Origin of the sequence: Subtercola sp. PAMC28395 (assembly GCF_018889995.1) — a bacterium.
Classification (GTDB): domain Bacteria; phylum Actinomycetota; class Actinomycetes; order Actinomycetales; family Microbacteriaceae; genus Subtercola.
In genome coordinates this window covers 2,855,709-2,867,973 of sequence record NZ_CP076547.1, presented here as the reverse complement: position 1 = coordinate 2,867,973, position 12,265 = coordinate 2,855,709, and the positions used below count along the sequence as shown (strand labels likewise).

11 protein-coding genes are annotated in these 12,265 nt (G+C 65.4%); 7 read left to right on the top strand and 4 right to left on the bottom strand.

Annotated features, from left to right (window positions below; all coding sequences use genetic code 11):
• The first annotated feature begins 171 nt into the window (after positions 1-171).
• Positions 172-2,775 carry a phosphoenolpyruvate carboxylase gene (locus KPL76_RS13155; protein WP_216336483.1) on the top strand — a complete coding sequence of 868 codons (2,604 nt, stop codon included), beginning with the start codon at positions 172-174 and terminating at the stop codon, positions 2,773-2,775.
• A 13-nt stretch (positions 2,776-2,788) separates the two neighbouring features.
• Here the strand turns inward: KPL76_RS13155 and KPL76_RS13150 are convergent, their stop codons facing one another.
• Positions 2,789-3,121, bottom strand: coding sequence for an ATP-dependent DNA ligase (locus KPL76_RS13150; RefSeq protein WP_216333943.1), 333 nt, complete (start codon positions 3,119-3,121; stop codon positions 2,789-2,791).
• A gap of 427 nt (positions 3,122-3,548) precedes the next feature.
• On the opposite strand from KPL76_RS13150, the gene KPL76_RS13145 reads away from it, so the two are divergent.
• From KPL76_RS13145 to KPL76_RS13120, 6 genes are all read left to right on the top strand, one after another.
• On the top strand, positions 3,549-4,292 hold the full coding sequence (locus KPL76_RS13145; protein WP_216333942.1) for an NUDIX domain-containing protein: 744 nt from the start codon (positions 3,549-3,551) through the stop codon (positions 4,290-4,292).
• A 103-nt stretch (positions 4,293-4,395) separates the two neighbouring features.
• Positions 4,396-5,667 carry a quinolinate synthase NadA gene (gene nadA / locus KPL76_RS13140; RefSeq protein ID WP_216333941.1) on the top strand — a complete coding sequence of 424 codons (1,272 nt, stop codon included), beginning with the start codon at positions 4,396-4,398 and terminating at the stop codon, positions 5,665-5,667.
• Positions 5,664-7,322 carry an L-aspartate oxidase gene (nadB, locus tag KPL76_RS13135; RefSeq protein WP_216333940.1) on the top strand — a complete coding sequence of 553 codons (1,659 nt, stop codon included), beginning with the start codon at positions 5,664-5,666 and terminating at the stop codon, positions 7,320-7,322. The genes nadA and nadB overlap by 4 nt, the downstream gene beginning before the upstream one ends.
• Before the next feature lie 89 nt (positions 7,323-7,411).
• On the top strand, positions 7,412-8,233 hold the full coding sequence (gene nadC / locus KPL76_RS13130; RefSeq protein ID WP_253202259.1) for a carboxylating nicotinate-nucleotide diphosphorylase: 822 nt from the start codon (positions 7,412-7,414) through the stop codon (positions 8,231-8,233).
• A gap of 25 nt (positions 8,234-8,258) precedes the next feature.
• Positions 8,259-9,449, top strand: a complete 1,191-nt coding sequence (locus KPL76_RS13125; RefSeq protein WP_216333939.1) for a cysteine desulfurase family protein — start codon at positions 8,259-8,261, stop codon at positions 9,447-9,449.
• A 51-nt stretch (positions 9,450-9,500) separates the two neighbouring features.
• A complete protein-coding gene (locus KPL76_RS13120; RefSeq protein ID WP_205108122.1) occupies positions 9,501-9,668 on the top strand; it encodes a hypothetical protein in 168 nt (55 codons plus the stop codon).
• A gap of 125 nt (positions 9,669-9,793) precedes the next feature.
• On the opposite strand, the gene cysE is transcribed toward KPL76_RS13120, so the two are convergent.
• The 3 genes from cysE to KPL76_RS13105 form a co-directional block, all read right to left on the bottom strand.
• A complete protein-coding gene (gene cysE / locus KPL76_RS13115; protein WP_216333938.1) occupies positions 9,794-10,363 on the bottom strand; it encodes a serine O-acetyltransferase in 570 nt (189 codons plus the stop codon).
• Entirely contained in the window at positions 10,356-11,291 is a 936-nt protein-coding gene (gene cysK / locus KPL76_RS13110) for a cysteine synthase A (RefSeq protein ID WP_216333937.1), read from the bottom strand. Before cysK ends, cysE begins: the two co-directional genes overlap by 8 nt.
• Positions 11,292-11,387: 96 nt before the next feature.
• Entirely contained in the window at positions 11,388-12,236 is an 849-nt protein-coding gene (locus KPL76_RS13105; protein WP_216333936.1) for an inositol monophosphatase family protein, read from the bottom strand.
• Between the last annotated feature and the right edge of the window lie 29 nt (positions 12,237-12,265).

Genomic DNA, 12,265 nt, shown 5'->3' with positions numbered 1-12,265 from the left:
CCACGCGGGCCCAACCCATGAGACACGTTCGAAACCTCTCGTAACGTGTTGTCAATCTGTTCGCGCTAGCGTATTCCGGTGACCACTATCGCAGACCAGGATTTTTCGGGCCAGGATGACAGCACTGCCTCATTTCGTAAGGAGCCCACCCGCAAGGACATTCGCGACGAGGTGAACGAAGACCTCCGTGGCGACGTTCGGCTTCTCGGCAGCCTGCTGGGCCGGGTGCTCACCGAATCGGGCAGCTCAGAACTCCTTGCAGACGTCGAGAGGCTCCGGGCGCTGACCATCGAGGCCTACGAGAACGACGACGCCCAGGCGATCGAAGCGGCTGAAGAGCTCGTCGATTCGTTCTCCCCGACACGCGCAGCACAGGTCGCCAGGGCCTTCACGTGCTACTTCCACCTCAGCAACCTCGCCGAGGAGCACCACCGCGTGCGTGTGCTTCGTGCGCGTGACGCGGCCGGCGGGGCCGTCACGACCGACTCGCTTCCGGCAGCGATCGAGCAACTGGTAGGCGAAGTCGGGGCCGACGAGGCGTCGAGGCGCCTGCGCGAACTTCGTTTTCACCCTGTGCTCACCGCGCATCCGACGGAGGCCCGGCGCAGGGCGGTCGCTTCGGGTATCCGACGAATCAGCGAGCTGCTCTCCGAACGCGACGCCACCAGTGCTGGAACGCTCTCCGGAGCTGAGAACGATCGACGGCTCCTCGAGGAGATCGACGTGCTGTGGCGCACCTCACCGCTTCGAACCACGCGCCCGACGCCCCTCGATGAGGTGCGAACCGCCATGAACATCTTCGACCAGACCCTGTTCGAAGTGGTGCCCAGGGTGTACCGGATGCTCGATGACTGGCTGCTCGCAAACGACGCCGGTTCCCGACCGACCGAAGCGCCCGCGTTCTTTCGCCTCGGCAGCTGGATCGCGGCCGACCGCGACGGCAACCCTTTCGTCACTGCCTCGGTCACGAAGACGGCCGCAGCGATCGCGTCGGAACACATTCTGCTCGGCCTCGAGCGTGCGGCTACGCGCATCGGGCGCACCCTCACGCTGGATTCGGCCGACACTCCCGCCGACGCCGGGCTCAAGGCCCTGTGGGCGAGCCAACGGGCGTTTGCCGGTGAGGTGACGGCCAAGGTGGGTACCAGGGCTCCGAACGAACCGCATCGGCGGGTGCTTCTGGTGATTGCAGCCCGCATTGCAGCCACCCGCCTGCGAAATGCCGATCTCGCCTATTCCAAGCCCGAAGAACTGCTCAGTGACCTCCGCGTGATCCAGACTTCGCTTCGTGCCGCTGGCGCGAATCGCAGCGCGAACGGCGAATTGCAGAACCTCCTCTGGCAGGTCGAGACGTTCGGCTTCCATCTCGCAGAACTCGAAGTGCGGCAGCATTCCAAGGTGCATCGCCAGGCACTCGCAGAAGTGGCGGCCGGTGGTGAGCTCAGCGAGATGACCAACGAGGTGCTCGATGTCTATCGCACCATCTCCTACCTCCAATCTCGATATGGCCTGAACGCATCGCGTCGCTACATCGTCTCGTTCACGCAATGCTCCGAAGACATTGCGAACGTCTACGCGCTCGCGGAGGCTGCGCTCGGCTCGGCAGACGCCGCACCGACGCTCGACGCCATCCCGCTCTTCGAGACCTTCGACGATCTGCAGGCCAGCACGACGATCCTCGCCGAGATGATCGAGCTGCCCGCCGTGCAGGCACGCCTCGCCCAGACCGGTCGCCGCCTCGAGGTGATGTTGGGTTACTCCGATTCGTCGAAGGACGTGGGCCCGGTCTCAGCGACACTGGCGCTGTACTCCGCCCAGGAGAGGATCGCAGAGTGGGCACGCGACAACGAGATCGAGCTCACCCTCTTCCACGGGCGCGGCGGCGCACTTGGGCGTGGCGGGGGACCTGCAAACGAAGCCGTGATGGCTCAGCCACCGGGATCTGTCGAGGGCCGGTTCAAGCTCACGGAGCAGGGCGAGGTGATCTTCGCCCAGTACGGTGACAAGACGATTGCCGCGCGCCACATCGAGCAGATGGCGGCAGCGACCCTGCTCGCCTCGAGCCCGACGAACGAGAAGTCGAATGCCGACGCCACTGCGGATTTCCGCGACGTCGCCGCCACGATGGACGTGCGGTCGCGGGAGCGCTTCTACGAACTGATCAGAAGCGAAGGCTTTCCCCAGTGGTTCGCGCAGGTCACGCCTCTCGAAGAGGTGGGTCTGCTGGCGCTGGGTTCGAGGCCCGCCCGGCGCGGCCTCTCTGTGGAGTCTCTCGAAGACCTCCGAGCCATCCCGTGGGTCTTCTCCTGGACCCAGGCCCGCATCAACCTGACCGGGTGGTTCGGGCTGGGTTCGGCCCTGGCGGCCGTTGGAGATCTCGACGTTCTGCGCGACGCCTACGCTCGCTGGCCTCTGTTCACCGCCATGATCAACAACGTCGAGATGTCATTGGCCAAGACCGACGACAGGCTTGCGAAACGCTACCTGGCGCTCGGCGATCGTGATGACCTTGCGGCCCTCGTCCTCGAAGAGATGCGGCTGACCCGGGAGTGGGTGGGTCTCACGACAGGCCACGCCGAAGTTCTCGAGACGCGCCCTGTGCTGCGACGCGCAGTGCGACTGCGCAGCCCCTATGTCGACGCGTTGTCGCTGTTGCAGCTTCGTGCGCTCAGGGAGGTCAGGGCATCCGGTAGTTCTGACCCCCTGGACGAACCGCACCAGCTGCTGTTGCTGGCTGTCAACGGAGTCGCAGCCGGACTGCAGAACACGGGTTGATGCGACGCGGCGGTCAGGCCGTCGACTTCGGCAACGGGGTCGAGGATTCGCCGGGTTCTTCGATGAAGGTGAGCCCGGCCCCGCTGTTCGCAGAGGCCGTCATGGCGGTGATCCAGTCACGATTGATGGTGGGCACTCGACTCCCGCTGAAGCGGAAGTACAGCGGCACCGAGGAGTCGAGCCAGATGCTGCTCCGACCGTCACCCACGGAGGGGTCGTCCTTCCAGGAGAAGAAGAAGCTCTCACGACGTCGGAGCTTGGCGCCGATGACGATCTGCAGGTGGGTGAGGACCCGGTCGTCGAATTCTATTTCGGTGCCGGCGTCTCCGTAGACCAGTTTTCCCATGACTCTCCTTCGCTACGCGGGCCAGCCTGCGGTGTCGATTCGCCGACGCAGAGAAGGTGGTCTGGTTTCGCAACTACCCGATTGCCGCGAAACCAGACCACAGGATTCCAGAAGGTCGACAGCGTCAGAACTCGCATGCCGACAGTTCGGGAACTCCGACGAACGTGGCCTTCGTGGGGGGAGAGGCCACCGCGTCATAGATGAACTATGGCCCGGTTCTGCGCCGTAGACAAGCGTGATATTGGGCCTTGACGGAGGCTGGCGCGTCGCCTACCCTCGCTCGTTCACACAGGTCACGAGCAGCCCGGCCAAGTCGGTCTCGGTCCCGTCCGAACGGGTTTGGACGGGATTCAGATGGTCTGCGCGGGCAGTCCGATGCGCTATCATCAGTTCAAGTCATTTCAACCTTTACTCGAATCGATGCCCGATGACAGCCAATGAAGCAGCGCACGCGCCCCGTGTTGCCTCGTTGTCGCAGCCTGATTCGTTGCGCGCCGACGAAGTGGTTCTCGCCGTTTCTACCGTGATCTTTGCGCTGCGGGCAAGCGAGGCGGGCGCTCCTGCCACGCTGTGGTTGCCGGTCGTCCGCAGGATCCGTGAGCCGTTCCAGGGTCTCTGGGCTCTGCCGGGTGGGCCCGTGCGGGCCTCCGAGAGCCTGGCCGAGTCGGCCGGCCGAAACCTTCACGAGACCACGAGTCTGGCTCCCCAATACCTCGAGCAGCTCTACGCCTTCGGAACGGTCGACCGGTCGCCGGGACAACGCGTCGTCTCGATCGTGTACTGGGCGTTGGTCAGGCCAGACGAAGCAGAGCGGGCTGCGGAAGGCGAGAACGTCCGGTGGTACCCGGCCGATGACCTTCCTGAACTGGCGTTCGACCACAACACCATCGTCGAATACGCCCTCTGGCGACTGCGCACCAAGATGGAATACAGCCAGATCGCCCACGCCTTCCTGGGTGAGCGTTTCACACTGGCCCAATTGCGAGAGGTGTATGAGGCCGTTCTGCGAAGACCGCTCGACCCCGCCAACTTCCGGCGCCAGGTGGAGTCGACCAAGTCGATCGTCGCCACTGATGAACGGCTCTCTGGCGGTCGCCACCGGCCACCTCGCCTGTACAAGTACAACGAGTCGGTCGGGCTGGTCGACAACGGCCCGCTTCCCGGTCTCTAGTCGAGCCAGACGCGCCGAACCCCGCTTTCTCGACCGACTTCTTTTCCCCCCCGCCCCACCTACCACTTCGAACCCCCGTTCTGACACTCCCGAGGAGCGCCGCATGGCATCTGTGAACACCACCATCCAGTTGATCCGCCCCGGCGGACAGGTGACCAGTTGCAGCCCCGCGCTCAAAGACGCGCCCTGGAACTTCGACTCGGCGCCGGTGGCCGAATACGGGCCGGGTTCGTCGATGTTCGATGTCGCTCCTGTCGACACGCCGCGCCAGGGCGAGATCCCCGCGGAGTACCGACTCGCTTCAGACGAGGAGCTCGACCGCCGCATCCGTGCTGCCAAGGCGACGCTGGGTGACCGACTGGTGATCCTCGGCCACTTCTACCAGCGCGATGAAGTCATCACCTACGCCGATTTTGTCGGCGACTCCTTTCAGCTCGCCCAGGCTGCCAGGGCCAGGCCTGACGCCGAAGCGATCGTCTTCTGCGGCGTGCACTTCATGGCAGAAACGGCCGACCTGCTCTCAGGCCCCGGCCAGAGCGTCATCCTTCCCAACCTGGCCGCAGGCTGCTCGATGGCCGACATGGCCGACATCGATTCGGTGACGGAGTGCTGGGAGCAACTCGAAGAGCTGTACGGCACCGAGCCGGATGCGAGCGGGCGGGTGCCGGTCATCCCGGTCACCTACATGAACTCCTCGGCTGCCCTCAAAGGGTTCTGCGGCGAGCACGGTGGAATCGTCTGCACCTCGTCGAACGCGGCCACCGTGCTCGAGTGGGCGTTCGAGCGGGGCCAGCGCGTGTTGTTCTTTCCCGACCAGCACCTCGGCCGCAACACCGCCAAGGCGATGGGGGTTCCGCTGGAACGCATGCCGATGTGGAACCCGCGCAAACCGCTCGGCGGCAACGAGAGAGAGGCCATCCAGGATGCCCAGGTCATTCTCTGGCACGGATTCTGTTCGGTGCACAAGCGTTTCACCGTGGCCCAGATCGACCGCGCGCGGGCCGAACACCCGGGCGTACGTGTGATCGTGCATCCGGAGTGCCCGATGCCCGTCGTCGACGCTGCAGACGAGGCCGGTTCGACCGACTACATCAAGAAGGCCATCGAGAGGGCGCCAGCCGGTTCGACGTTCGCCATCGGTACAGAGATCAACATGGTGCAGCGCCTCGCCGCGGAACACCCCGAACACACGATCTTCTGCCTCGACCCGGTGGTGTGCCCGTGTTCGACGATGTACCGCATTCACCCGGGTTACCTCGCGTGGGTGCTCGAGGCGTTCATCGCCGGTGAGATCGTGAACCAGATCACGGTCGCCGACTCGGTCGCCGTGCCAGCGAGGGTCGCCCTCGAGAGGATGCTGGCGGCGAGGCCATGACCACCAGTCCCCAGGCACAGCCAGCGCCGTCCCGCGGCACGATCGTCGTGGTCGGCAGCGGGATCGCCGGCCTCGTGGTGGCCATCCAGGCCAGCCGCACACACGATGTGACCCTGATCACCAAGGCCGAGCTCGGTGAGAGCAACACGCGGTATGCCCAGGGCGGAGTTGCTGCGGCGCTCTTCGTCGACGACAGTGTCGAATCGCACGTGCACGACACTCTGGTTGCCGGTGCGGGGCTGAACCGCCGGTCTGCCGTGGAGGTGCTGTGCGCCGAGGGGCCTGAACGCATTCGTGACCTCATCAGCCTGGGGGTGGAGTTCGACCGCTCCGAGGGTGGTGAACTGGCCGCAGGGCTCGAGGCGGCCCACTCGCACCCTCGAATTCTTCACGCGGGAGGGGATGCGACGGGGGCTGAGATCGAGTCGGCGCTGGTTCGGGCCGTTCGGACTACGGCCTCGCAGATCCTCGAATTCACCTTCGTCGCCGACCTCGTGGTCGATGATGCAGGTGCTGTGGTTGGCGTCTCGATCATCGACGCCGAGGGAAGGCCATCGGAGCTTCGTGCTGATGCGGTCGTACTGGCCAGTGGGGGAGCGGGCCAGCTCTTCTCGCACACGACGAACCCCGTCGTGACCACCGGTGACGGCGTCGCGGCGGCCTATCGGGCAGGGGCCGAACTCTCCGACCTCGAGTTCTACCAGTTCCACCCGACGTCGCTCGCGGTGCCCGGGAACTTCTTGATCTCCGAAGCCGTGCGCGGAGAGGGAGCAGTGCTGCTGAGCAGCGACGGCCAGCGGTTCATGCTGGCCGTGCATCCGGATGCCGAGCTCGCGCCGCGCGATGTGGTGGCACGCGGGATCGCGGAGCAGATGCACAAGCAGGGGGGCGCTCCGGTACTGCTCGATGCAACGGCGCTCGGCGCAGACTTTCTCCGTCGTCGGTTCCCGAGCATCACCGAGGCCTGCCGTCGAAATGGCCTCGACTGGAGTGCGCAGCCGATTCCGATCACCCCGGCCGCCCACTACTGGATGGGCGGCGTCTCGACAGACAATTGGGGTCGCACCTCGCTTCGCGGGCTCTTCGCCGTCGGGGAGGTCGCCTGCACCGGGGTCCACGGGGCAAACCGGCTCGCCTCGAATTCCCTGCTGGAATCTGTCGTCTTCGCGTGGCGTTGCGTGCAGGCGCTGCGGGGTGAGGCGGAACCCGCGGACTGGCCGGAGCGCGTGGATGCGACAGATGGCATCCGAGGCGGTGCTGGCGACGACGGTGCTGGCGAGAACAGTGCTGGTGAGAGCGGTGCTGGAGACGAGGCCGTCGATCCACCCGACTTCGACCATGGCACGGGCGGCGGCGCAGCCCGGTCCATCGACCGTCTCGAGCTGCAGCAGCTGATGTGGGACACCGTCGGCGTCTACCGCGACGCCCGTATGCTGGGTCGGGCTCTCGATCGGCTCGCACAGTTGCAGCCGGCAACCGACACGCTGCACGATCGGGAGAACGCCAACCTGCACCTGCTGGGCACTCTGATCGCCCGCTCGGCGCTGGCCCGCGAAGAGTCGCGCGGTGCACATTTCCGTTCGGATTTCACTCAGCCGAGCCCGGAATTCCACCATCACCTGATCGCAGCACGAAAGGCGCGGGTCTCCCTGTGAGCACCTCGAACACCATGACGACCTCGTCCGCACCCATCGGCCAGCTCAGCAGCGCACTCACCCCGTTGCAGATCACGCCCATCGTCACGATGGCGCTGAACGAAGACGCCCCCTGGGGCGACCTCACGTCCCAGACACTGATCCCGGTCGACGCCCGTGCCTCCGCCGCTCTCATTGCGCGGGAATCCGGGGTCTTCAGCGGCGGTTCGGTCTTCGCTGCAGCCTTCACCCTGCTCGACCCGGTGGTCGTCGTCGAGGTGCAGGTGCCAGACGGCGCGGCGTTTGCGAAGGGCGACACTCTCGCCACGGTAATGGGCCCCGCCCGCTCCGTGCTGCAGTCCGAGAGGGTCGCGCTGAATTTCGTGCAGCGACTCTCGGGCATAGCCACCCTCACTGCCGAGTACGTCGCACTGGTCGCCGGCACTACTGCACGCATCGTCGACACCCGCAAGACCACGCCCGGCCTCCGTGTGCTCGAACGCCACGCCGTGCGCTCTGGAGGCGGGTACAACCACCGCTTCTCGCTCTCTGACGCCGTCATGGCAAAAGACAATCACCTCGCTGTCCTGACCCAGGATGGACGGCTGAGCGTCACCGAAGCGCTGAGGCAGGTTCGGGCATCCCTGTCGCACACCACGCACCTCGAAGCCGAAGTCGACAGGCTCGACCAGATCGAAGCCGTTCTCGCCGGTGGTGTCGACACGATCATGCTCGACAACTTCGGCCTCACAGACCTCCGCCGGGGAGTCGAACAGGTCGCCGGGCGCGCGATCGTCGAGGCGAGCGGCTCTGTGAACCTGGGAACGGTTGCTGCGATCGCCCAGACGGGTGTCGACGTGATCTCCGTCGGTGCGTTGACACACAGCGTGCGCGCCCTCGATCTGGGGCTCGACGTGACGATGACCGTATGAATGCCCCGACACGAAGCATCCCCGCATGATCTACCTCGACTCTGCCGCCACCACTGCCATACGGCGCGAGGTTCTCGAGGCGATGTGGCCCTACCTCACGGGAGATTTCGGCAACCCGTCGAGCACCCATTCGCTGGGGGAGCGCGCGTCGGCGGCGCTCGGGGAGGCCCGTGCCACGGTGGCGCGACTGCTCGGAGCGCGGGTGAACGAAGTCATCTTCACCGCAGGGGGTACCGAAGCCGACAACCTCGCACTCAAGGGAATCGCCCTGGCGAACCCACGGGGGCGACACCTCGTGACGACGCCGATCGAACACGAAGCCGTGCTCGAATCGTGCGACTATCTGCGGCGTCACCACGGGTTCGAAGTGACGCTGTTGCCGGTCGACGGCACGGGCCTGGTCGACCCCGAACGGTTCGCCGCCGCACTGCGGCCCGACACCACGCTGGCTTCGATCATGTTCGCGAACAATGAGATCGGCACAGTCCAGCCGGTTGCCGAACTCGCCGCTGTCGCCGCGCGGGCAGGGGTGCCATTGCACTCCGATGCGGTGCAGGCTGCCGGGTGGCTCGATCTCGACATCCGCCAGCTCGGTCTCGATGCTCTCACGATTTCGGGGCACAAACTCGGTGCACCGAAAGGTATCGGCGCCCTGGTTGTTCGCGGCAGGCTCTCCCTCGAACCGGTTCTCCACGGAGGCGGGCAGGAGCGTGGGGCGCGCTCAGGCACCGAGAACGTCGTCGGAGCGGTGGGGCTGGCGACCGCCCTCACACTTGCAGAACAGACCAGAGTAGATGACGCCCACCGTGTGAGGGCACTCCGTGACGAATTCATCACCACGGTGAAGTCGACGGTACCGGATGCCCTGCTGACCGGGCACGAGACCTCGAGGCTGCCCGGCCACGCCTCTTTCTGTTTCGCCAGAACCAGTGGTGAGGCAGTGCTTCTCGAGCTGGAGCGGCGGGGTGTCGTGTGCTCGAGTGGATCGGCGTGTGCGGCCGGGAGCGACGAGCCATCCCACGTTCTCCTGGCGGTGGGAATCGATCCCGGACTGGCGCAGACCGCCGTTCGTTTCACTTTCGGCGCCGGCACGACCGCTGGCGATCTGCAGCTCGCGGCAGCCGCTGTGCATGAGGCCGTGCTGGCCGTTCGTGGCCTTACCCCAGAACCTTCCGGCGGCGCAAGGCCCCCCCGAACAGGTGTACCCGCAACGTAAAATTGGGCCGCGGCCACCGCCGTTCATACATCTCGGGAGGGATACACCATCATGAATATTCTTGTTGCGATCATCGCGATCATCGCGATCGTGCTGCTCATCACCGGAGGCATCTCGTCGTCGCTGAGCTTCTTGATCTGGGTCGGAGTCGTGCTTCTGGTCATCGCCCTGATCGTGTTCCTGCTGCGCTTCATCACCGGCGGGCGCACCCGCGTCTGATCGTTCAGACACTCAAAAAAGAACCCGGCCCGCGATCGCATCGCAGGCCGGGTTCTTTTTTGCCGCGGTAAGGGTCGAGCTCTCCGTAAATTCGTGGAACCTGTGCCTTCACGGAACCGGGACCCTCACGGCACCTGACGATGGACCCTCGGGCGTACCACCGCCGGAACCCCGGTGATGAGCGAGTGCGGCGGGGCATCCGTCAGTACGACAGCATTGGCACCGACCGCGCTTCCCCTGCCGATGGTGATCGGGCCGAGAAGCTTTGCACCCGCACCCAGCAGCACATCGTCTTCGACTGTCGGGTGGCGGGGCCCGTGAGACGCACCTGTACCACCGAGGGTCACGCCGTGGTAGATGAGAACATCGTTGCCGACGACCGCCGTCTCGCCGATCACGACGCCCATTCCGTGGTCGATGAAGACCCGACGGCCGATGGTGGCACCGGGATGGATCTCGACGCCGGTCAGGAACCGGGCGAACTGCGAAACGAGGCGCGCCAGACCCTTCAGCCCATCACGCTGCCAGAGGCGGTGCGACAGGCGGTGCGCCCAGAGCGCGTGCATGCCGGAATACCCGAGCAGCACTTCGACACGCGACCGTGCAGCGGGGTCACGCCGCAGGGCTACGGCGAGGTCTTCGCGGAGGCGACCGAAGAAGCCGGGGGGCTGCGAAGGCTTCGGTGATTCAGCCACGAATGTCGTCGTAGAGCACCGACGAGACGTACCGCTCGCCGAAGTCGCACACGATCGCAACGATGGTCTTTCCGGCGTTCTCGGGCCTCTTGGCGAGCTCGAGGGCGGCCCACATGATGGCGCCCGACGAGATGCCCGACAGGATTCCCTCGTCGGTGGCCAACTGGCGCGACACACGAATCGAATCGTCGAGGCTCACGTCGATGATCTCGTCGTAGACCTCGCGGTCGAGAATGTCGGGCACGAAGTTGGCGCCGATGCCCGCGATCTTGTGCGGGCCCGGTGCTCCACCGTTGAGAATGGGCGAGTCGATCGGCTCGACGCCGACGATCTGGATGCCCGGCTTCTGCTCTCGAAGAAAGTGCCCTGCGCCGGTGATGGTCCCGCCCGTACCGATACCGGCGACGAAGATGTCGACGGCGCCGTCGGTGTCGTTCCAGATCTCGGGGCCGGTGGTGGCGTGGTGGATGGCCGGGTTGGCTTCGTTCTCGAACTGGTGCGCCAGAATCGCCCCCTCGGTCTCGGCAGCGATGCGGTTCGCCGTCTCGACGGCACCCTTCATGCCGTCGGCGCCGGGCGTCAGCACCAGCTCGGCCCCGTAGGCGCGCAGAACCACGCGGCGCTCCATGCTCATCGTCTCGGGCATCGTCAGAATCACTTTGTAGCCACGGGCAGCGCCGACCATGGCCAGCGCAATGCCGGTGTTGCCGCTCGTGCCTTCGACGATCGTGCCACCGGGCTTCAGTGCACCGGATTTCTCGGCTGCATCGATGATGGCGACGCCGATGCGGTCTTTGACGCTGTTCGCGGGGTTGTAGAACTCGAGCTTGGCCAGAATGGTGGCGTCGATGCCAGCCGTGAGCCTGTTGATACGGACCAGCGGGGTGTGGCCCACGAGGTCGGTGATGTTGTCGTAGATCTGTGACATGCGTTGCTGCTCCATTTGCTCGAAGTGCGTTGCTACAAGTGCTCGGCCAGCTCGGTCTGAGCGTGCCCACGGCGAGTGTGGGCGTCACGGAACAGCCTAGCTTTTCAGCAGTCGCACTGTTTCGCTGTGGAGGAGCCCATTCGTTGCAAGTGCACTGCCTGACCCGATTGCCGGATCTCCCTCAATGCTTGTGAAGACCCCGCCTGCCTCTTCGACGATGGGAATGAGAGCGGCGACGTCATAGGGCTGCAGATCGTATTCACCCGCGACGTCGACCAGGCCCTCTGCGACCATCATGTACGCCCACATCTCCCCGTAGGCGCGGGTGCGCCAGACGCTGCGACTGAGGCGGAGCAGGTCATCGAGGTGACCGGCCTCGTCCCACCCCTTGAGACTGTTGTAGCTGATGGAGGCGTCCAGAAGGTCGGCGACTTTGGATACGCCGAGACGACGGGGTTCTACAGTGAGGGCGCCGGGATCGGCTCCGTTGCCCTCTCCGGTGCTGTCTACAGGGCTGCCGCCGGCACTGTTCTCCGTCATCCATGCGCCGTTGCCGAGGGATGCCCACCAGCGCTTGCCCAGAGCCGGGGAGCTCACCACTCCGACAGAGGGCACGCCGTCGATCACGAGCGCGATGAGGGTGGCCCAGACCGGCACACCGCGCAGAAAGTTAGCCGTGCCATCGATGGGATCGATGATCCACTGCCTCGTCGATTCGCCTTCGGTGCCGTATTCCTCGCCGAGGATCGAGTCGCCGGTGCGCTCAGTAGCGAGACCCTCTCTAATGGCACGTTCGACTGCCCGGTCGGCATCCGTCACCGGTGTTCGATCGGGCTTCTGGTCGACCACGAGGTCGAGGGAACGAAAGCGGCGCAGCGAGATCGTGTCGGCTGCGTCGGCCAGCCGCAGTGCGAGGGCGAGGTCGTCGCTCAGGGAGAAAGTCACGCCCTCTACGTTAGACGATCCGGCCGTGA

Bases quoted from the DNA above. Each gene is read 5' to 3' on its own strand.
- KPL76_RS13150 (WP_216333943.1), bottom strand. From the start codon at position 3,121: ATGGGAAAACTGGTCTACGGAGACGCCGGCACCGAAATAGAATTCGAC.
- KPL76_RS13145 (WP_216333942.1), top strand. From the start codon at position 3,549: ATGACAGCCAATGAAGCAGCGCACGCGCCCCGTGTTGCCTCGTTGTCG.
- nadA (WP_216333941.1), top strand. From the start codon at position 4,396: ATGGCATCTGTGAACACCACCATCCAGTTGATCCGCCCCGGCGGACAG.
- nadB (WP_216333940.1), top strand. From the start codon at position 5,664: ATGACCACCAGTCCCCAGGCACAGCCAGCGCCGTCCCGCGGCACGATC.
- nadC (WP_253202259.1), top strand. From the start codon at position 7,412: ATGGCGCTGAACGAAGACGCCCCCTGGGGCGACCTCACGTCCCAGACA.
- KPL76_RS13125 (WP_216333939.1), top strand. From the start codon at position 8,259: ATGATCTACCTCGACTCTGCCGCCACCACTGCCATACGGCGCGAGGTT.
- KPL76_RS13120 (WP_205108122.1), top strand. From the start codon at position 9,501: ATGAATATTCTTGTTGCGATCATCGCGATCATCGCGATCGTGCTGCTC.
- cysK (WP_216333937.1), bottom strand. From the start codon at position 11,291: ATGTCACAGATCTACGACAACATCACCGACCTCGTGGGCCACACCCCG.